Annotated in this window: 16 protein-coding genes; 12 read left to right on the top strand and 4 right to left on the bottom strand. The window is 66.1% G+C overall.

Going from position 1 to position 20,425, the window contains the following annotated elements; genetic code table 11:
* Positions 1 to 51: 51 nt before the first annotated feature.
* Positions 52 to 954 (top strand): tyrosine recombinase XerC, encoded by a 903-nt coding sequence (gene xerC / locus KAK11_RS12505; RefSeq protein WP_210809631.1) that lies wholly within the window; start codon positions 52 to 54, stop codon positions 952 to 954.
* Between the two features lie 58 nt (positions 955 to 1,012).
* Here xerC and KAK11_RS12500 read toward each other — a convergent pair whose 3' ends face one another.
* From KAK11_RS12500 to KAK11_RS12490, 3 genes are all read right to left on the bottom strand, one after another.
* Positions 1,013 to 2,914: a reverse transcriptase family protein gene (locus KAK11_RS12500; RefSeq protein ID WP_210809465.1), complete on the bottom strand. Its 1,902-nt coding sequence runs from the start codon at positions 2,912 to 2,914 to the stop codon at positions 1,013 to 1,015.
* 325 nt (positions 2,915 to 3,239) lie between these two features.
* On the bottom strand, positions 3,240 to 4,925 hold the full coding sequence (locus KAK11_RS12495) for an SWIM zinc finger family protein (RefSeq protein WP_210809464.1): 1,686 nt from the start codon (positions 4,923 to 4,925) through the stop codon (positions 3,240 to 3,242).
* 6 nt (positions 4,926 to 4,931) lie between these two features.
* Complete coding sequence (locus KAK11_RS12490) at positions 4,932 to 8,069, bottom strand: amino acid adenylation domain-containing protein (protein ID WP_210809463.1); 3,138 nt, start codon at positions 8,067 to 8,069, stop codon at positions 4,932 to 4,934.
* A gap of 344 nt (positions 8,070 to 8,413) precedes the next feature.
* On the opposite strand from KAK11_RS12490, the gene KAK11_RS12485 reads away from it, so the two are divergent.
* The 11 genes from KAK11_RS12485 (at position 8,414) to KAK11_RS12435 (ending at position 19,712) form a co-directional block, all read left to right on the top strand.
* Positions 8,414 to 9,778, top strand: coding sequence for a M48 family metallopeptidase (locus tag KAK11_RS12485; RefSeq protein WP_210809462.1), 1,365 nt, complete (start codon positions 8,414 to 8,416; stop codon positions 9,776 to 9,778).
* Positions 9,779 to 9,878: 100 nt separating this feature from the next.
* A complete protein-coding gene (locus KAK11_RS12480; RefSeq protein WP_210809461.1) occupies positions 9,879 to 10,247 on the top strand; it encodes a GntR family transcriptional regulator in 369 nt (122 codons plus the stop codon).
* Positions 10,240 to 11,118, top strand: coding sequence for an ABC transporter ATP-binding protein (locus tag KAK11_RS12475; protein WP_210809460.1), 879 nt, complete (start codon positions 10,240 to 10,242; stop codon positions 11,116 to 11,118). Before KAK11_RS12480 ends, KAK11_RS12475 begins: the two co-directional genes overlap by 8 nt.
* 20 nt (positions 11,119 to 11,138) lie before the next feature.
* The gene (locus KAK11_RS12470) at positions 11,139 to 12,038 is read left to right on the top strand and encodes a hypothetical protein (RefSeq protein WP_210809459.1); all 900 of its coding nucleotides are present in this window, start codon (positions 11,139 to 11,141) and stop codon (positions 12,036 to 12,038) included.
* A 92-nt stretch (positions 12,039 to 12,130) separates the two neighbouring features.
* On the top strand, positions 12,131 to 13,291 hold the full coding sequence (locus KAK11_RS12465; protein ID WP_210809458.1) for an efflux RND transporter periplasmic adaptor subunit: 1,161 nt from the start codon (positions 12,131 to 12,133) through the stop codon (positions 13,289 to 13,291).
* 5 nt (positions 13,292 to 13,296) lie between these two features.
* Positions 13,297 to 15,339, top strand: a complete 2,043-nt coding sequence (locus tag KAK11_RS12460) for an ABC transporter permease (protein WP_210809457.1) — start codon at positions 13,297 to 13,299, stop codon at positions 15,337 to 15,339.
* A gap of 10 nt (positions 15,340 to 15,349) precedes the next feature.
* On the top strand, positions 15,350 to 16,699 hold the full coding sequence (locus KAK11_RS12455) for a TolC family protein (RefSeq protein WP_210809456.1): 1,350 nt from the start codon (positions 15,350 to 15,352) through the stop codon (positions 16,697 to 16,699).
* Between the two features lie 46 nt (positions 16,700 to 16,745).
* Positions 16,746 to 17,999 (top strand): D-amino acid dehydrogenase, encoded by a 1,254-nt coding sequence (locus tag KAK11_RS12450; RefSeq protein WP_210809455.1) that lies wholly within the window; start codon positions 16,746 to 16,748, stop codon positions 17,997 to 17,999.
* A gap of 77 nt (positions 18,000 to 18,076) precedes the next feature.
* Positions 18,077 to 18,520: a hypothetical protein gene (locus KAK11_RS12445; RefSeq protein WP_210809454.1), complete on the top strand. Its 444-nt coding sequence runs from the start codon at positions 18,077 to 18,079 to the stop codon at positions 18,518 to 18,520.
* Between the two features lie 18 nt (positions 18,521 to 18,538).
* Positions 18,539 to 19,162: a hypothetical protein gene (locus KAK11_RS12440; protein ID WP_210809453.1), complete on the top strand. Its 624-nt coding sequence runs from the start codon at positions 18,539 to 18,541 to the stop codon at positions 19,160 to 19,162.
* Positions 19,163 to 19,256: 94 nt separating this feature from the next.
* Positions 19,257 to 19,712 (top strand): hypothetical protein, encoded by a 456-nt coding sequence (locus tag KAK11_RS12435; protein ID WP_210809452.1) that lies wholly within the window; start codon positions 19,257 to 19,259, stop codon positions 19,710 to 19,712.
* A gap of 113 nt (positions 19,713 to 19,825) precedes the next feature.
* On the opposite strand, the gene KAK11_RS12430 is transcribed toward KAK11_RS12435, so the two are convergent.
* Complete coding sequence (locus KAK11_RS12430) at positions 19,826 to 20,422, bottom strand: DJ-1/PfpI family protein (protein ID WP_210809451.1); 597 nt, start codon at positions 20,420 to 20,422, stop codon at positions 19,826 to 19,828.
* Between the last annotated feature and the right edge of the window lie 3 nt (positions 20,423 to 20,425).

The raw sequence follows: 20,425 nt of genomic DNA, 5'->3' as shown, positions 1-20,425 counted from the left end.
GCGCTGATCTCGGCCCCGGCCGGTGCACCGCTGCTGCCCTGGCCAGCGCCCATGGCCCGCTACCTGGAGCACGTGCAAGTCAGCCGCCGCTTGGCGCCGCGCACGCTGGTGCTCTACCAAACTGCACTGCAACGCCTCTTGGGCTTGACGCAGCAGCACGGGCTGGAGATCGCCAATCTCAAGCCGGCGCATGTCCGGCGTTTCAGCGCCCTGCTGCATGGCCAGGGTCTGGGCCCGCGCAGCTTGGCGCTGGAGCTGTCGGCCTGGCGCAGCTTCTACCGCTGGTGGGGCCAAGAGGGCGGCGTCAGCCTCAACCCCGTCGAGGGCGTGCGCGGCCCCAAAGCGGCCAAGCCTTTACCCAAGGCCTTGTCAGTCGATCAGGCCGTGGCCTTGGCCAGCCATGAACGCGAAGATGGCGATGAGCGCCTGGCGCTGCGCGACCATGCCATCGTCGAGCTGCTCTACAGCAGCGGCCTGCGCATCAGCGAGCTGGTCGGATTGGATGCCCACGCCAGCCCCGGCGCCAAAGGCTGGGTCGATGTGCCCGACGCCACCGCCCATGTGCTGGGCAAGGGCAGCAAACGCCGCAGCGTGCCGGTGGGCGGCCCCGCCTTGAAGGCCCTGCAAGCCTGGCTCGCCGTGCGCGACACGCTGGCGGGTGCCCAAGAGCCCGCCTTGTTTGTGGGGCGCCGCGGCCAGCGCCTCAGCGACGCGGCCATCCGCCTGCGCCTCAAAGCGCTGGCCTTGGATGCCGGCCTGCCCACCTCGGTGCACCCGCACATGCTCCGCCACAGCTTTGCCTCGCATGTGCTGCAATCCAGTGGCGATTTGCGCGCCGTGCAAGAGCTGCTGGGCCACGCCAACATCAGCACCACCCAGGTCTACACCCGGCTGGACTTTCAGCACCTGGCCAAGGTTTACGACGCGGCCCATCCGCGCGCCAAGCGCAAATGAGCCACCGCTGCTGACGGCACCCGCCTACAGCCCTGTGCGGCCCTGCTGATCGTGTTCGTTAGAGCTTGGTAAAGCTGCTCAACACGGCCAGGATCACCAAGGTCAGGGCGAACCGGATCCAGCCCTGGCGACGCGTCATCAACGCATGGCCCAAGCACAGCGCCCCCAACATCAAGAACAGCGCACTCTTGAGGCCCACGGCGACGCGGATCAGGATGAACAACTGCAGGAAGAAACGCCACCACGACACGGGTGGGGCGCTGGTGGTGGGGGCGTCTGGGGTGTGGCCTTGGGTGTGAGACATCCCTGGCGCCTGGGTGTTCGCGTCGCGGCCTTGTGCGGGTGCTGCCGGCCGTTTGGCCGCTTGGCGCGCTGCGCGCTCGGCATTCAGCCGCTCTTGGCGAGCCGTCTTGACCTGCTGTGCCGTCAAGGCGAGCTGCGGCAGCGGCGGCGGCGTGGGCTGCCACCACGCCCCTTGCCGGCGCTGCGGTGCCTGGCCCTTGGCGGCCATCACGCGGAAGGCGTCAGCACGGGCAGCCGCCGCTGAGGGCGCCGTGCCAGGCAAAGCCAGGGCTTGTTGCAGCAGGGCTTGGCCTTGGGGGGCGCTGACCATGCGCACAAAGCGGGCATAGCCCACCAGCACGTCCCGGCTGGCGGCTTGCCCCTGCCAGGTGGCGGCCGCCAGCCCTTGCGTCTTCGCGCGGTGCAAGGCCGCGCGCAGCTTGCGGCGTTCGGTGCGCGACACCGAGGGCTTGGCATTGACCACCACCCCCGTGACTTCTTGCCGAGCCCCTTGGCGCATCACGCGCTGCTTGTCGGGGTGCGGCGTGAAGCCCTCGCTGCGCAGCACATGGTGCACCTGACGCAGCAGGCTGCCGACCCGCGTGGCGCCCTCCTCAGACGCCGAGAAGGTCAGGTCGTCGGCATAGCGGGTGTAGGTGAAGCCCAATTTGTCGGCCAAGCCCTGGAGCCGCCGGTCCAGCTTGCGGCACAAGATATTGGTCAACATGGGGCTGGTGGGCGCGCCCTGTGGCAGCACGCGCTCACGGCCCTTGCCGCCCACAAAAAAGCGCTCGCCATCCACCTCCAACTCGTCGCAGACGTTCTCGCTGCACAGCAGGGCCAGCAGGCTGGCCACGGCCTCGCCATAGCCCAAGCCTTGAAAGACGCCCTTGATGCGCGGGAAGTGAATGCTGGGGAAGAAGTCCTTCAGGTCGAGGTTGATGACCACTGCTTGCGCACAATGCGGCGCCGCATTGCTGACGATGCTGCGGCCCGGCATGAAGCCGTGTGCGGCATCGTGGCACGGCACTTTGACCAGGATCTGATCCAACACCCAGTACTGCGCGCGCTTGAGCCGTGGCATGGGCGCCGAGATGGTCCGAACGCCGCCGGTCTTCTTGGGCAGATCGAAGCGGCGGTAATGCGTGGTGCGGGCCACCTCGCGGTGAAAGCACAGAAACTTCAGCTCCGGCAAACCCAGGCCCATGGCTTGGGCCAGTTCCAGCGGTGTGCTCAAGGCCGGCAAACCGCTGCGCACCAAGCGTGCTGTGGTGCCGGCCGGGTCGGCGTCCGCCTGCAGCCCGCCCGAGACTCCCAGGCCCAGAAAGCCCACCTCGGTGTCGCGGGCCTGGTGCCAGCGCAGGGCGCGCTCGTAACGCGCTTTCTCGCGGACTTGGGCGTGGGCTTCGCGCTGCTCGCGTGCGCGCGCCATGCGCGCTTGCCGCATGGCTTGCAAGGCCGCTTGGGGGTCGCCCTTGACCCTCAATTCATCCTGTAGCTCGTTGAGCGCTTGCTGCAGCTCTGCCTCGCGCTGGATCAGGGCTGATTCCAGTGTGGGTTGCGCGGCATCCTTGGGCCAAAAACCCAGGCGTTGCATCTCGGCCAAGACGACGGCGTCTTTGCTGCTGAGGGCGATGCGGGCCAGCAACTCCGCACGGGTGGGGGTGCGCTCCGTCATGCAGCACCTCCGCAGGCTGTGCTGAGCCTTGATCTGGCATTGGCAGGGCGCCTTGGCGCGTGGGAAAAGGTGAGTGCAGTGCGCTTCTCGTCGAAGAGCCTGAAAGGCTTGAGGGACGGGGGCTGTCCACTCGACGCCGGGCGCCACCCATCGCGCCAATGTGCTCGAAGCGAGCCCGATTGGCATTGCGCGATGGGTGGCAGCCCGGCACAGTGAAGACGGCACCCGTGGCGCATAGAACGGCGGTGAACAAGGGCGGCGAAACACCGCCCGGGTTGCAAGAGCCAGCGCACTGCACTCGGTTTCAGTATATGCGAGCCACCGCTCATGCGACCTCCTTGGCCGGTGCGGCCGTGAGCTTGGCTTGTGCCAGCAACAACACGCTGAGCATGTGGCTGCAGGGGCCACGCCGCAGCCGGTTCTGGGTGAAGAAGTTGCACTGGCAAGTGCCCTCTTGAATCTGTCTATCCGTGTTCAGCAGGAGCGTGGGTTCATGGCTGTGGCGGCCGTCTTTGACGCTGCCACGCAGGCGAATGCGCTCGCCGTGCTCGGTGACCTCGGTCAAGCGCGCGCGGCGGGCGTGAACGTGGGCGAGGGCCTGTTCTTCTTCGGGGCTGGCAAAGCGCAAGCTGTCCAAAGGCAGCGGCTCGCGCGACAGCTCGCGCCAGGCAAAGCGCCCGCTAGGCAGGTCAAAGACGGCCCGGCCTGCCTGCACCCAAAGCGTCAACGCGGCCTGCACGTCGGCCTGCGCCAGGCCGGTGCGCTCCGCCAGCTCGGCGGGGGTGGCCAGCCACGCTGACTGCAGCGCTTGCGCCACCCGCTGTTTGGCCAAGTCGCTGACCTCGTGCCGGGTCTGCAGCAAATCGAAGCGGCCTGCCTGAGACCAATCGTTGGCGGTCCAGCCCGACAGGCCCAGCGTGACCGTGATGTCCCCCATCTCCACCACCCAGAAGCTGGGCAGGCCGCTGCCCAGCAGGTGCACACGCACGCGAGTGGCCAAGGCGATCAAGCGCTCCAGCGTCAGCAAGCGGCGGCGGCCCCAGAGCCGAATGCTGCGGGCCTCGGTCAGCGGGGCGCCCACCACCGCGCTGCGCCGCGCCACCAGCTCAATCTGCCAAGGCTCCAGCACCATCTTGGCGGGCTGGCCCGGTTGCAGCTCAAAGCGCAGCGAGCGCGGCCCGGCGCGCTCTTTGCGTTGGCGCAGCAGGCTGCACACATTGTGCAAATCCATGGGGTGCAGCTCCAGCACCGTGGCCGGCAAGGTCATGGCGCTGGAGACCTGCAAAAAGCCCCGCACCCAACTGTCGGGCAGGTCGATCTTGGATTCTTGAAAACTCGGGTCCGTGCCGGTGGTGACATTGAACCCTGTTGGGTCGATTCGGAAACGGGTGTCCTTGTAGTCGCGGATCTTTTGGAACTCGTCGAACAAGCTGGCCGAGTAGTCGATATTGGTGGTCCCGCAGGCCATCTCGCCCACGCGGTCAAACACATCGTGCTTCACGCTGACGGCGCAATAGCTGGACTCATCTTGGCTGAAGGCCTCGAACAGGAGGCGCTCTGGATGCACCGTGATGACCGGGTCGAGCACAAACCAGGCATCGCGGTTCGATTCATACAGCCAGTTGAAGTACTTTTGCCGCGCGGCATCAAAGGGGGCGAGCAGCGCTGACTTCTCCTCACGCACTTTTTTCAGCTCGGCACCGAGGGTTTCGGCGCGGGCCTTCAGCGACGCCGCCTGCGCCATGAACTGCGCCAGCAAGCTGCTTTCATTGGCCTGCAGCCATTGCTGGTAAGCCTGGGGGTCGCGTCCCCGATAGCGTTGGTCGCTGACCACCACGGCGTGCAGGGCTGACAGCGCTTCTCGCAGGGCCAGGCTGCAAGACGCATCGCGCCGCAGCATGCCCTCAAAAAAGGTCGGGGGGCGTAGCGTGTCGGGCGCAAAGCTGAAGGCCTGGGCGGTGGACGAGTCGTCCACCGTGGTGCTGCCGTAATACTTGTAGCGGAATTGCATGGCGGTTCAGGGGCGGTGCAGGGCCGGGGTCTTCCAGCTCAAGAAGGGCAGCTCGATGCTCGGGTGCCGAGCCGCGATGTCACGCAAGCCGGCGATGTATTGCGGCTTGTCGGTGAGGCTGGCGCTGACCACCTGACGCGCAAAAATTTCAGCCACCACCACGGCGGTTTCAGGGGCCTCAATGTGCGCCCGCAGAAAGCGGGTGATGCGCGCCTTGGCCACCCGGCCGCGATGCACTTGGCTCAGCACCGTGAGCAGGTACGGCGTCAACGTGCGCAACTGTCGCGCGAGGGCTGGCGCATCGCTGCTCGGCAGGTCCAGCAGCCATTGCGTCACGAAGAGCTGCACCTCGGTGCTTGGGTGCTGGCTCAGGCGGGTCAGGCACAGGCTGGCGTCTGCAGCGCTCATGCGGCGCACCAACTGGCTGCGGCCCAAGGCCTGCACCCAGGCTTGAGGGTGGTCCACCCAGGCGATCAGCAAGTCCACCTCCAGCGCATCATCGGGCAGTCTCTCGCCGAAGAGCTGCTGGGCATAGTGGCGGCTGTCGTCGAAGCCGGTGTCGGCCAGTGGCAGCAGGTCGGCCGCTTGCTGTGGGCTGATGGGGGCCACCAGCGTGTGGTCGATGGCGCGAAGAGACCATTGCCTCACCTCGGCGTCTGCATGCCGCGCCAGCGTGGCCATCTGGCGCAGGCTGAAGTCGGCCGGCGCCAGAGCGGCCAAGGCCCAGGCGCCATAGCGTTGTGCGCCTCGGCTGCGGGCCTGCAAGGCGCGCCAGGTGCCCGAGGCCTCGCGCGCGGGCGCGAAGGCCGCAAGTTCGCCCGTGAGCCAGCGCAGCACGTCCTCATGCAAGTCGTCGCCACGCTCCGTCTGGAACAGGCTGTCATGCAGGCGCGCCGCCAGAGCCCGGCCCAGCGTGTCGTCCTTGCGGGCCAGGCGCAGCAGCGCTGGCGCGATGGCGGCGCGTATGGCCGCGTGTTCACTCAAGGCCAGGGCCGTCAGCAGCTCGACCTGCTGGCTGAGCAGGGCATCGGGCAGGGCGGCCAGCAGCCGAGCCCCACAGGCGCGGCGTTCAGCGCTCTCGGCCCGCATCAGGCGGGTCAGCAGCAGCGGCGGCATCAAGGCCAGGCCGTTGGGATGCAAGAGCACCCACGTCACGGCCAGGTTCAGCACCGGCACGGCCGGGTGGTCCAGCAAGGTGAAGACCGAGGCCAGGCCGGGCCACGCCGCTGCGGCAGCCTTCAGCGGGCCTTGCAGCAGTTGTTCAGCCAGTGCGGCACCTTCGGCGAGGCCCGGGTCTGCGGGGTCCAGGGCCAGCAGGGTGTCTTGCAGCTCTGCCAGCAGCGCGTCGGGCGTGGCCAGCAAGGCCAGGCCGTGCCCTTGGCGGCGCGCCCGCTCTTGCGCCGAGAACAGCAGCGCGAGCACGAGGTCGGCGTGCTGCGCAAAAGCCGCAGGGTTGCCCGCCAGGTGCAGCAATGCAAAGTCTTGGGCCGGCGCATGGGCGCTGCCTGAAAGCAGCTTGAGCCACGGGATCTGCTGGGCGATGTCCGTGCTGCCCTCCACCTTGGCGCGGGCTGTTGCAAAACCGAGGGCGGCCGTGGGCGCGTAAGGGCTTTGCAACAGCCGTTTCAGCACCGCCGGGGCTTGTGCCTCCAGCACGTCAACATGGTCTTGCAGGGCGCGCGCCACCACGGCCTGCACCAGGGCGCTGCGGCTCTCCATGGCCAGGCGCAGCAAGGCGTTGGGGTGGGCGTCCCACAGGTCTTGCAAGGCCTCGGTGCGCTCTGGCAGGGCTTGCGTGGTGTCCAAGGGTTGCAAGGTCCACCAGCGCTTGGCGCGTGCACTCGTCTGCAGCGCCGGCCAACGGGCCAGCAAGAGCTTGGGCACCAGCATCCACCCCGCGCCACGATGATGCAGGCGGACGCTGCGTTGGTAGCGCTGCTCCACAAGCACCCAACGTTGTTCTTCGCGGGGTGGCGGCTGCTCATCGTCGACCAGGCCCAGCAGCATCTCCACCGCTAAGTCTGCAGCATGCGGGTGCGAAAGCGCGGCCAAGCGCCGAATGCTGCGCCAGCCACGCAAGCGCAGGTAATCCCGGGTGCGGGGGCCGAACGCGCGCGGTGCGCCGGAACGCGCCTCGGGCAGCGGCGCAGCCATTGCATTCTCAAAGCGCGCGTGCAGCAGGCCGAGGACTTCGGCGTCGCGCCGCAGCTCTGCCGCCTTATAGACATAGCGCACACCCTGGAAGCACGCGCCCTCTAACGGTAGCGCTTGCAGCAGCCGCAGCAGCACAGCGCGCGGCGCAGCCTGCACCCAGGCCCGCTCGTACCAGTCTTGCAGCAGCGAGGCCCAATCGCGGCCATGCTGTTGCAGCGCCGCCTGGACCTCCGCCACCAGCTCGTGGCCGCCTCGCTCGGACGCGAGCGGGGCGGCCCAGCCGGGCAGCGTGTCTGCCACTTGAGCGGCACGGGCCTCAGGGCTCAGCAACATCAGCCATGCTTGCCGTGCGATGCGGCGCGTGGCCGGGCTGCGCGCCTGCACAGACAAGTGCTGAAGGGCCTCGGCAGCGCCCGGGTCGCCCAGGCGACCGAGGGCCACGGCCAAGCTCCCATCCAACAGGTCGTTCCCGGTGCCCAACAGAGCGACCAAGCGCGGTGCCAGGCCACGCAAGGCTTGCTGCGTGGGGCTGTCTGGGGCAGTGGCGTCGCTGCACTCGCCCACCCGCCAGGCACTGCGCGAGCGGCGCTCCGGCGACTGCAGCTTCCAAGCATCCGGCTGAAAGCGCGCCACCAGTGCGGCGATGGCGGGCGCCAGCGCCGGTGGCGCGGTCGAAGGCGCGGGTGCGGCCGGCGCAGGCACAGCCGCTTGCAGTGCCTCCAGCCCCGGCAGGCCGTCATGCGATAGCAGTTGTTCGCCAGCCGCCAGACGCCGCTGGATGTAGTTCAGCGCCCGCCGCAGGGCTTCAGCCTGGGAGCAGGGCAGCACGGTCAGCGTGGACTCTTGCGGCCCGCTGCGCACATGCACCAAACACTGCTCCGCTGCGGCATTGGCCTCAGACCCCGCCTCGTCCAAGGCGATCACCTCGACCGTTCGGGCAGGCTCACGCGTCCGTTGTCGCACCAGGATGGCGCTGCCGATTTTTCTCAAAGGGGGCTCCCTCGGACGATCCCGGCTTGGGGGCCGGGTTGGAATGCTGTGGAGTGGCTGATGGAAAGCCACCGTGCTGTTGGGCGCCGATTTTGCATGGATTGAGGTGCAGCCCAAACCGAGACCCGCTCATCGCATGAAGGAATGCCAAGACACGTCGACCTCGCGCTGCTGCCGATGTGTTGTCGCCCGCCTTGGGAGGGCGCAATGGTCGTCGGTGTCACTGCGATTCGTGGGGGGGTGTCCGGGCCTTGGGCGGGCCTGCAAGCTGGCACACTGCGGCGCAAGCAAAGCGCCCCTGCGCTTGCTCGCCAAGGCTTGTCCTCGCATCCCGAAAGCTGCCCATGATGACGTTCTCCTTTTGGCACCGGGCCACCGCCCTGCTGGCCTTGTGCGTGTTGATGCTGTCGGCCGCCGTGGCCGCCCCTGATGCGCCGGCCGCTGCGGCCTCCTCCGCCTTCTACCTCAAGCCCGCCGACGCCGCCTGGGTGGCGGCCCTGCCGGTGGAAGCCAACGCTGCCACACAGGCTTGGATGGACCGCATCCCCGCAGAGGTCAAGGCGCGATCAGACGCCTACTTTGAAGGCGGCTACTGGCTGGACTTGTGGAACTGGGTGTGGGGCTTGGGCCTGGCCGCACTGCTGCTGTGGACGCGCCCGTCCACCGCCTTGAGGGCGTGGGCCGAGCGCAAGCTCAAGCGGACCTTTTTCGTGGACGCCTGCTATGGAGCGATGTATGCCGTGGCGGGCTGGGTGCTGAGCCTGCCTTTGAGCATTTACCAAGACTTTGTGCGTGAGCACCAATACGGCATGGCCACCCAGAGCTTTGGGGAATGGCTGAGCGAGCATGTTCTCAACTTGGCCGTCAGCATGGTGCTGAGCGCTGTGCTGGTGGCCCTGCTGTACGCCGTGCTGCGCCGCAGCGGGGCACGCTGGTGGCTGTGGGGCGGCTTGCTGGTCAGTGGCTTGTTGACCGTGATGGTGGCCGTCAGCCCGGTGTTCATTGAGCCGCTGTTCAACACCTACAAGCCCGTGGAGGCCGGGCCGGTGAAGACCCAGGTCTTGGCCATGGCACAAGCCAATGGCGTCCCTGCAGACAATATTTTTGAGTTTGATGCCTCGCGGCAGACCACGCGGGTCAGCGCCAATGTGTCTGGCCTGCTCGGCACGGCAGCCATTCGGCTCAACGACAACCTCCTGCGGCGGGCCAGCCTGCCCGAGATCCGCGCCGTCATGGCCCACGAGATTGGCCACTACACCCTCAACCATGTGCCCAAGATGCTGTTGCAGATGGGGCTGCTGGTGATCATCGGCTTTGCGGTGTCGAACTGGCTCATGGGCCGCTTGCTGGCGCGCTTTGGCACCGCGTGGCGGGTGACACGGCTGAGTGATGTGGCCAGCCTGCCTTTGCTCGTGGTGGTGTTTTCCAGCTATATGTTCTTGATCTCGCCTTTGATCAACACCATCGTGCGCACCGCCGAGATCGAGGCCGACTACTTCGGCCTCAATACCGCCCGCGAGCCGGTGGGCATGTCCGAGGCCTTGCTCAAGCTGGTGGAGTACCGCAAGGCCGACCCCGGCCCGATCGAGGAAGTGCTGTTCTTCGACCACCCGAGTGCCCGCACCCGCATCCACCAAGCCATGCGCTGGCGCGAGCACATGCTGCAAGGCCCGGCTGCAGCCTCTGCGGCAGCAGCCCCAGCGCATTGACCCGCTTATCGCGCCGATCTGCAGTTCGTCGCAAGTCGCTCGCGGTGCGGCTAGCGCCCTTCTACAGTGTGCTACATCACCAACACACCCAGGACATGTGATGCGACACCCTGTCAATGATTGGGACAACCGACAAGCGATTTACCGGCAGTTGGCCGACCGCCTGGCCAGCCAGTTGCTGGACGGCGACCCGCCCGAAGGCCAAGCCATGCCTTCGGTGCGCACCTTGGCCAGTCACTACTTGCTCAACCCGCTGACCGTGGGCCGGGCGCTGCAGGCCTTGGATGACGACGGGCTCTTGGAGAACCGGCGTGGCCTGGGCTTGTTTGTGAGGCCGGGCGCCCGCGAGCGCCTGCGCCAGATCGAACGTGAACGATTCATGCAGCGCGAATGGCCGCAACTGCGCCAACGCCTGAAACAACTGGGCTTGAGCCCTGCGCAATTGGACTGGGAGACCCCACATGACTGACACCGACGCGCTGATTCGCGCCCAAGGCTTGAGCGTGCGCTTTGCCAAGAAGCAGGCCCTGACCGACCTGTCTTTGAGCATTCCCAAAGGCCGGGTCGTGGGCTTGCTGGGCCACAACGGCGCAGGCAAGACCACCTTAATGAAGGCCCTGGTCGGCCTGCAGCGCCACGAAGGCAGCTTGAGCGTGCTGGGCCTGAACCCCAGCACCCAACGCACCGAGTTGCTGAAGTCCCTGTGCTACATCCCCGATGTGGCCGTGCTGCCGCGCTGGGCCAAGGTGGGGCAACTCATCACCTTGATGGCCGGCCTGCACCCGGGCTTTTCGCCCGAACGCGCCAAAGACCTGCTCAGACGCACCAGCGTGGGCTTGGATGATGTCGTGGGCAAGCTCTCCAAAGGCATGGTGGTGCAGGCGCACCTGGCCTTGGTGGCGGCCATTGACGCCAAGGTCATGATCCTGGACGAGCCCACTCTGGGGCTGGACGTGCTCTCGCGCAAATCCTTTTACGAGATGCTGATCGACGAGTGGTGCGACGGCGAGCGCACCGTCATCATCTCCACGCACCAGGTGGAAGAGGTGGAGTCGCTGCTGTCGGATGTGCTGATGCTCAACGAAGGGCAAGTGGTCCTCAACATCAGCCTGGACCAGTTGGACCAGCGCTTTGTGGCCCTGAGCCACGACGCGGCCGCCGCCGACGCGGTGGCGGCGGCCCACCCCTTGCTGCGCTATCGCCAGCATGGCCAATCGGCCGCGCTGTTTGACGGCGCCCCGCCCGATGCGGTGGTGGCCCTGGGCCAGCGCGTGCGCCCCAGCTTGGTGGACTTGTTCGTGGCGCTGACCCGCGCCCCGGAACTCAACCGTCGCGCCTGAAGGAGAACATGATGATCTCGATGAAAGTCTTTCAAACCCTGCTCCTGCGCGAGTGGCTGCAGCACCGCAAGGGCTGGCTGGCGCTGGGCTTGATCCCGGTGGCGCTGATGTTCCTGGCCACGGTCTTTGGCACGGTGGATGCCTATGGCGATGATCCCGGCGAGATGTCGGGTGCTGGCCTGATGATGATCGTGTCCTTCGGCACGGCGATGATCTTGTTGGTCTTGGCCGTGGCCGCCACCGCCTTCCAGGCCTCGGGCCTAGCCCGGCGCGACCAACAAGATCGCTCGATCGAGTTCTGGCTGTCTTTGCCTGTCGGCCAGCCCCAGACCTTGGGCGCCATGCTGCTGATGCATGTGTGGCTGTTCCCCATGATGGTGGTGGCCATCGGGCTGCTGGGCGGCTTGTTGATTGGCCCGATTACCGTCATCAAAGGCCTGGGCCTGGCGGGCTTGACCACCATGCCCTGGGCCGCCTTGCTGGTGGTGATCGCGGCCGGGACGCTGAGAGTGTTTGCGGGCCTGGTGCTGGCGGGTCTGTGGGCCTTGCCCTTTGTGCTGCTGATGATGGCGGCCTCGGCCTGGCTCAAGCGCTGGGGTGTGCCGGTGCTCGTGGCTGTGGTGGGCGTGGGCGGCATGGTGCTCAAGGAGTATTACGGCCAAGCGTGGTTGCTGGACAGCGTCAAGGCCTTGGCTGACAACGTCGGTGCCGCACTCTTCCCCGGTGCGGCGGGTGACGCGGGCTTCCATCTGGAGGAGAAGACGGTGCTGAGTGGCCAGCTCGACGGCATAGCGCCTTGGCTGATGGCCGATTTGCAGCAGCGGGTGGCCGACCTCGCCAGCCCCTGGTTGCTGCTGGCCCTGGCCTTGTCCGCGGCAGGTGCCTGGGGCGTGCTCTACCGCCGTCAGCAAGGGCGTTGAGCCAGCCTTGAGTCTGCGCCGCTGCCCGCATGATGCAATGTCCGGTTGGCCTGTAGGCAGGGCGCAGTTCCTTGTTTGTTTGAAAGTAACTCATGGCATTTCCTCCATTCAGTGCGCGCACCCGCAAATGGGCATTTCGAGGTGGTGTGGTGCTGCTGGGCTTGGCCGCTTGGGCGGGCTACCAACACCTCAACCCACCGCCGGCACCGGCCCCGCCACCGCAAGGCGAGGCCAAGCTCACCGACGTGGTGCAGGCCGTCCAAGCGGCCGGTGTCTTGCAGCCGCGGGTCAAGGTGGATGTGGGCGCCCAGGTCAGCGGCCAGGTGCGCAAGATCCATGTGCAGCTCGGCCAGCAGGTCAAGAAGGGCGATGTGCTGGTCAGCCTGGACCCTGAGCTCGCCCGCAGCGAAGTGGCCCAAGCCGAAGCGGCTTTGGCCCAGCAAGCCGCACTGATCGATGCCCGCCAAGCCGACCTGAAGCTGGCCCAGGCCGAGCTGAGCCGCCAGCGCCGCCTGCTGGCCGGCGAGGCCACGGCCGCCACCGAGGCCGAGCGGGCCGAGGCCGAGCTGCTCAAGCTGCAAGCCGACCTGCGCGGCCAGAACGCCAGCCTGAAGAGCCTGCAGGCCCAGCTCGACAAGCGCCGCCTGGCTCTGGGCTATGCCACCATCACCGCGCCCATTGACGGCGTGGTCGTCAACCTGCCGGTGCAAGAGGGGCAAACCGTGATCGCCGTGCAAATCACCCCGGTGATGGTGACCTTGGCCAATATGGACGAGATCACCGTGCGCACCCGTGTGCCCGAGGCCGATGTCTCTGCGGTGCAGGTGGGCCAGAAGGCGCGCTTCATCACGCTGTCGGGCGAGGCCCAGCGCTACGAAGGCGTGGTGCGGGTGATCCAGCCCGTGCCGGAACGCGCCGGCAATGCCGTGTTTTATAACGTGCTGTTTGAGGTGGACAACAAAGCTCGCAAGCTGCTGCCCGATATGACCGTGCAGGTCAGCATTGCCACCGGCGAAGCCAAGGGTGTGCTGACCATCCCGACCGTGGCCCTGGGTGAGCGGGCCGATGACGGCCGCTTCACCGTGCAGGTGGTGGATGCCAAGGGCGCCCACCAATCTCGCAAGATCCGCACCGGCCTGCAAGATGGCGCGCGGGTGCAGGTGCTCGACGGCCTGAAGGCCGGCGAGAAGGTGTTGCTGGCACCGCCTTCTGAAGCGGCGTCGGCGGCGTCGGCGGCTTCGGCCAAATCCTGAACATCATGGCCATGATCGACCTGCGCGATGTCTCGCGCCGCTATCTGCTGGGCAGCAACGAGGTCCATGCCCTGCGCGGCGTCAGCCTGCGCATTGAGGCGGGCGAGTACGTGGCCATCATCGGCCAGTCGGGCTCGGGCAAGAGCACCTTGATGAACGTGCTGGGCTGCCTGGACACCCCCAGCAGCGGCCAGTTCCTGATCGACGGTGAAGACGCTGCGGGCTTAGGGCCAGATGAGCTGGCCGCGCTGCGCCGCCAACGCTTTGGCTTCATCTTCCAGCGCTATCACCTGCTGCCGCACCTGGATGCGCGGGCCAATGCGGCCCTGCCGGCCGTCTATGCCGGCGTGCCCGGTGCTGCCCGCATCAAGCGCGCCGAGAGCCTGCTGGCGCGCCTGGGCCTGGGCGAGCGCATGCACCACAAGCCCAATGAGCTGTCGGGCGGCCAGCAGCAGCGGGTGTCGATAGCGCGCTCGCTGATGAACGGCGGGCAGATCATCTTGGCCGACGAGCCCACCGGTGCGCTCGACTCACAGTCAGGCAAAGACATGCTGGCCTTGCTGGGCGAGCTGCATGCCCAGGGCCACACCATCATTTTGGTGACCCACGACGCCCATGTGGCGGCCCATGCCAAGCGCGTGATCGAGCTGCGCGACGGCGAGGTGCTGCGCGACAGCGGCACGCCGCCCGACCACCGCCCACCTGCCGCCAGCGCTGCCGGTGAGGACGGCCCGGCGCTGCAAGCCGGCGGCTGGTGGCAACAGCGCCAAGGTCAATGGCGCGAGGCCCTGCAATCGGCGGCCCTGTCGCTCAAGGGCAATCGCCTGCGCACGGCGCTGTCCATGCTGGGCATCAGCATCGGCATTGCGGCCGTGGTCAGCATCATGGCCTTGACCACCGCAGCCCGCAGCAGCATCGAGAAAGACGTGGGCAGCTTTTTGTCAGGCCGCATTCCGGTCTGGCGCGGCAACCCCAACCTGCCACCGGGCACTCAGCCCCAGCCCTTCCGGCCGAATGAGATCGAAGCCATTCGCGCCTTGCCCGGCGTCAAGGGGGTGACGGTGGAGCGCGAGGTTCAACTCACCGCGCGGCATGGCTCGCGCGACAGCATGGTCAGCGTGCTGGGGGCCGATGCCAACATCTTGTCGGCGCGCAAGCTCAAGCTGGTGGAGGGCCGGATGCTCAGCCCGCTGGACCTGAGCAGCAGCGCCCAGGTCGCGCTGATTGACGACAAGGCCCGCAAAAACCTGTTCAAGCCGGGCGAGAACCCGGTGGGCAAGACCCTGCTGCTCGCGCCCGGTGGCGGCATGGAGGCGCAGGCTGCCCAAGCGCAGGCCTTGGCGTCGGGGGCGGGCGCGGAGTTGCCTGTGGGCGTGTCCTTGCCCGTCACCATCATCGGTGTGGTGGAGCCTGACACGGGCGGTGCGGTGCAGTTCGGTGCCTGGCTGGGGCAGGTTTTGGTGCCTGTCAGTACCTTCAGCCGCAAGCTGGACTTGCGGGTAGATGCGGACCAGATCCATGTGCTGTTGGACTTCACCGTGCCGCCTGAGGAGGTGCGCAAGCAAGTTCACTTCCGCCTTAAAGCGCTTCACGGTGTTGAAGACTTTGACTCTTGGAATGCCGACGAAGAGTTCAAAAAGATCCAAAGCGTCACCGGCGCCATGGCCCTGCTGTTTGCCGGTGTGGGCGCCATCTCGCTGCTGGTGGGGGGCGTGGGGGTGATGAACATCATGCTGGTGTCGGTGAGTGAGCGCACCCGTGAGATCGGCATCCGCATGGCCGTGGGCGCGCGCCAGGCCGATGTGCGCCTGCAGTTCATGGTCGAGGCGGTGGTCTTGTGCTGCCTGGGTGGCTTGGTGGGGGTGGGCTTGAGCTGGCTGGCCGCCACCGGCTTGAACGCCTTCCAAGACAAACTGACCGTGCACGTGGATGGCACCGCCTTGGCCGTGGCCTTTGGGGTGTCCACCCTGGTGGGCCTGATCTTTGGCACCCTGCCGGCACGCCGTGCCGCAGCGCTGAGCCCGGTGGACGCCCTGGCCCGCGAATGAGGATGATGCGATGAAGACCTTTGCCTTGACCACCTTGGCCTTGCTGCTGGCGGCCTGCAGCAGTGCGCCGCTCAAGCCCCCCCATGCGCCGCCAGAGCCCGCCCCTTGGAAGGCCGTGCCCGCCGACGCAGCCGCGTCGGGCGCCAGCGCCGCGCCCGACGCCTGGGCCCTGTGGGCCGACCCGGCGTTGCGCAGCCTGCAGGCCCAAGCCGTGGCGCGTAACCGCGATGTGAGCCAAGCGCTGTTGCGGGTGCAAAAAGCCCAGCTCGCGTGGCAAGCCAGCCAGCAAGACCAAGAGCCCCGGCCCAGCCTGAGCCTGCAGACCTCGGCCAGCCGCCCACTGGAGGCAGGCCGCCTGAGCCGCAGCATGAGCTTGAGCGCGGGCCTCAGCTATGAGGCCGACCTGTGGGGCCGGCTCTCTGCCGCCACCCAGGCCCAGGCCGCGCAGTTGGAGGCGCAGCACACCGATGTGCTGGCCGCCCAAGGCCTGATCCGCAGCCAGGTGGCAGAGTCTTTCTGGACCCTGGCGGCCCTGGCGCAAGAGGCCCCTTTGATCGAAGCCCAGCGCCAAGGCGCGGCCGAGATCCTGGCGTTGACCCGCCTGCGCGTACAAGAAGGCAAGCTCTTGCCCATTGAGGTCGACAAAGCTGCGATTGCGCTGCAGGCCTTGCAAGTGCGCCAGGTGCAACAGGGCCGAGACCGCCTGCTGCAGCAACTGAGCCTAGAGACCCTGCTGGACGACAGCAGCTTGGTGCTGCCTGCCACCTTGCAGATGCCCAGCACCACGCTGCCGGCGCTGGCCCTGGGCAGCCCTGGCGAGGTGCTGAGCCGCCGCCCCGATGTGCAGCGTGCCCGCTGGGGCGTGGATGTGGCCCTGGCCCAGCAGCGCGTGGCCCAGGCCGCACGCTACCCCCAACTCAGCTTCAGCCTCGGTGTGTCTACAGGCGGCAGTGAGTGGCGCGACTGGCTTGACAAACCCTTGGCCAACTTGGCCGCCAACCTCGTGGTGCCGCTGGTGGACTGGCGGCGCCTGGAGCTGCAGCAAGCCCAGGCCCACACCGATGTGGAAGCCGCTGCCCTGAGCCTGCGCGACGCCCTGCACAAAGCCCAGGTCGAGATCGAGCAAGTGGCGGCCGAGCGCCAGGCCCTGGCTGCCGAAGCCCAGGCCCAAGCCGCCCGCTTGGCCGAGGCCCAGCGCACCGAGCGCCTGGCCCAATTGCGCTATGAGGTGGGCAGCATTGCCAAGCTGGATTGGCTGCAGGTGCGCAATGCCCGCCTGGCCGCCGAGCAAGAGGCGGTGCAGATGCGCCTGCGCCAAGCCTTGAACCAGGCCAGATTGATCAAGGTGCTGGCGCTCTAAGGTCCAACTTGACGGCGATACTTGGGGCTCCGCAAAGGAGCATCCCATGAAGATCGCCATCCTGGGCAGTGGTGTGATCGGCACCACCGCCGCCTACTACCTCAGCCGCGCCGGCCATGAGGTCACCGTCATCGAGCGTCAAAGCGGCCCGGCGCTGGAGACCAGCTTTGCCAATGCGGGCGAGGTCTCGCCCGGCTACTCGGCCCCTTGGGCCGGGCCTGGCGTGCCCCTCAAGGCCATCAAGTGGATGCTGATGCACCACTCGCCCTTGGTCATCAAGCCCATGCTGGACCCAGCCATGTGGCGCTGGGGCATGGCCATGCTGCGCAACTGCACCGAAGCCCGCTACCGCGAGAACAAAGCGCGCATGGTGCGCCTGGCTGAATACAGCCGCGACTGCATGGTGCAACTGCGGGCCGACACCGGCATCCGCTATGACGAGCGCACCCAAGGCACGCTGCAACTCTTTCGCACCCAAAAGCAGCTCGACGGCATTGGCAAAGACGTCGAGATCTTGCAGCAATACAAAGTGCCCTACCAAGTGCTGGACCGCGCGGGATACCTGCAATATGAGCCGGCCCTGGCCGATGTGCAAGACAAATTCGTCGGCGCCCTGCGCCTGCCGGGCGATGAAACCGGCGACTGCTTCATCTTCACCAACGAAATCGCCAAGCTGGCCCAAGGCATGGGCGCGCAGTTTCGCTTCAACACCGCCATCGAGCGCTTGGTGGTGGAAGGCGGCCAACTGCAAGGCGTGCAAACCAGCCAAGGCCTGGTCAAGGCCGATGTGACCTTGCTGGCCCTGGGCAGCTACAGCACGGCCATGTTGCAGGCCGTGGGCGTGCGCATCCCCGTCTATCCGGTGAAGGGCTTTTCCATCACCGTGCCCATCAGCAATGCGGCCAAAGCGCCGGAGTCCACCATCATGGACGAAACCCACAAAGTCGCCGTCACCCGCCTGGGCGACCGCATCCGCGTGGGCGGCACCGCCCAACTCTCCGGCTTTGACTTACGGCTCGACGCTGGCCGCCGCAAAACGCTTGAGTTTGTCGTGACTGACCTTTTCCCCAAGGGCGGCGACGTGGCCCAAGCCAGCTTCTGGACCGGCCTGCGCCCCATGACCCCCGACGGCACCCCCATCCTCGGCCCCACCGCCATCCAAGGCCTGTGGCTGGCCACCGGCCACGGCACCCTGGGCTGGACCATGGCAGCCGGCACGGGACGCTTGATGGCGGATTGGATGGGGGGGCGCAAGCCGGAGATTGAGACGGAGGGGTTGACGGTGGAGCGGTATCGGTAAGGGCTGTCAGAGGGGGGCGAGGTACCCAGACGGAAGAATGATCCAAACTTCAAGCCGTGAGGCATCCAGGACGCGCAATGGATTACCGGCCGATTTACCCAATGGATTGCCGGCGGAGCTACGAACATTGCTTGGCTCGCGCAAGCTCATACTTCTCTGAGGCGATTCGTCTACAAGCCTATCGTCCCGAACAGGCGCTGTGCTACACGATGGAAGAGATTCAGCTTGAAGAGCTACCCGATCGGCTCGAGTCAACGCTGGCATTGCTGGCTATCGCCCGCACAGCGATTTCGTACGGAGCCTCGCTATCCGAGGCGAGCGACTTCATGAATGACCTGCGGAACCTGTTGAGAGCGCTGCCCGCGCGAGCCGGTGAGATTGAAGGACTCGGAGTCGCAGCTCACGAACGCACGGCAGTAGCAGCCGATGTGCATCGCGTTCTCGTCGCCGCAGGACTGTCTCAAGATGCCAAACCTGAGGTACACCTGGCGCCGCGCAATAAAGCCGCGCCAGCCGATTAATTCTGACGTTGACGTCATATGCGAACAGACAAGTACACCTCGGAAGCCATCTGCAAGTGCATGGGGTTACCTTCGTTCGAGGCAGATCCAGCGTGCTGCAATGTGCCGGAAGCGATACGTCTGCTGCTGATGCCGTCGTTTCATCCAGAGGTGTGTCTTACCTTTGTCGAAGGCAAGGTTTCCGTGGTTTGCGCCCGATTCCAGATCTGGCGCCAGTTTGAACCGAGGCCATCGCTCACGGATCGCGCTGAAGGCACTATTCCTGCTGCGACTTTCGCACAACTACGCTCTTCTATGGTTCCGGTAACGCGCCCTGGTGCGGTGCCGGGCATAGTTATCGACGGTATGCCTTCAGATTTGCTGCACTTTCAGCAAGGTAGCGTCGTGCTATGGACTGGCGGGAATCCAGGTGCGAAGGGAGACTTCTCGGCGTTTGTCACACTGGCCCTTGTCTCCGCTTGGGAGCACATCTCAAGCTCGTACTGTCGCAATGCTCTAGCTGAGGCTGCGGAGTACGTAGGCAAACGCCTTCCCCGTGAGCAAGAGCCTCAGCGAAAGCCAACGGTTGAAACAATGGTGCTCGGTCTACCGGAAGACAGAGAACAATTGCTTGATGCACTTCGCAAGCACCATGACGGCTAGCTGGTTGACGACCATCGGCAGCCGTCGCATTTCAAGGAAGTCGGTGTCCAAGGAGATCGCACGAAGTTAACTGAATCAAAGAGGTAGCCTACATATGACCACCGCTTCTCGCACCCTTAAGTTGCTTGTTGCGACGTGCATGGTCGTCTGTTTTTCGAACTCACCAGCCCGAAGCATCGTGCCTCCATCAGCTGAGGTCTCTGCCGCACGAGCAGACATCGTCGCAGAGGTGCTTGTCTCTGACACCTCTGAGATCCGACATGGAGACATCCTTTGCGGCTACACCTACCTGGCTACGGTGACAAGGGTGCTCAAGGGACCAGTTGAGAAACAGACAAAGATCAGGTTTGGCTACCTTGGCAGCCTTGATCTTCACCATGCGTACCGGGTCTACTTGGTGGATGATCCTTCGGGCCATCAGTTCATCGCTCACCTGCGAGACTTGAACGGAGGAGGTGCAGACATTGATGCCCTCATCAAAACCTGTCGTCACCGGTACGACATCGGAACCACCTATTTTCGGGCTGACAAACTGGGGCAGCCGAAGTAGCGGTATTCAACTGCTATAAGCACCTCCCTGGGAGTCAAGCCGTGGTTGGCGGTTTCAGTTCAAGGCCAGATTTTTAGCGTTGAAGATGAGCTGATGGATTTGAAAGCAGGGCGCTACAGATACGGACTGATCTGGCCCATCGCCCGCTCCACATAACTCTCCTTCTCCCCCACCGGTGCCACATAGTGCAGCGCCTCCCGGGCGGCATCCGAGCCTTGCAGCCGGGCGATCACCCAGGCTGCGAGATAGGGCGAGGCCAAGCAGCCCCCCGCAGTCGCCACATTACCTTGGGCAAAGAAGGCTTGGTTCAGCACTTTGATACCGGCGTCTTGCACCCAGGGTTTGGTGATCAGGTCGGTGCAGGCTGGCACGGTGCCCAGCAGGCCCAGCTTGGCCAGCATCAGGGTGCCGGAGCATTGCGCGCCCACCAACTGCCGCGTCGGGTCCAGGTGCAGTTGCGCCATCAGGGCGGGGTCGGCGGCGATCTCGCGGGTTTTGATGCCGCTGCCCACCAGCACGGCGTCTGCAGTGCATGCTTCGGCCAGGTCGCAGTGGGTGTGCAGCGTCACGCCGTTCATGGACGTGACTGTGGGGCTGGGGCCGGCCAGGCTGACGCGCCAGCCCGGCGTCTTGACCCGGTTGAGCACGCCCAGGGCGATGAGCGAGTCCAACTCATTGAAGCCGTCGAACGTGAGGATGGCGATGTGCATGGG

Origin of the sequence: Ideonella paludis, from assembly GCF_018069865.1 — a bacterium.
GTDB classification, from domain to species: domain Bacteria; phylum Pseudomonadota; class Gammaproteobacteria; order Burkholderiales; family Burkholderiaceae_C; genus Ideonella; species Ideonella paludis.
This window is presented reverse-complemented; position numbering and strand designations above follow the sequence as displayed.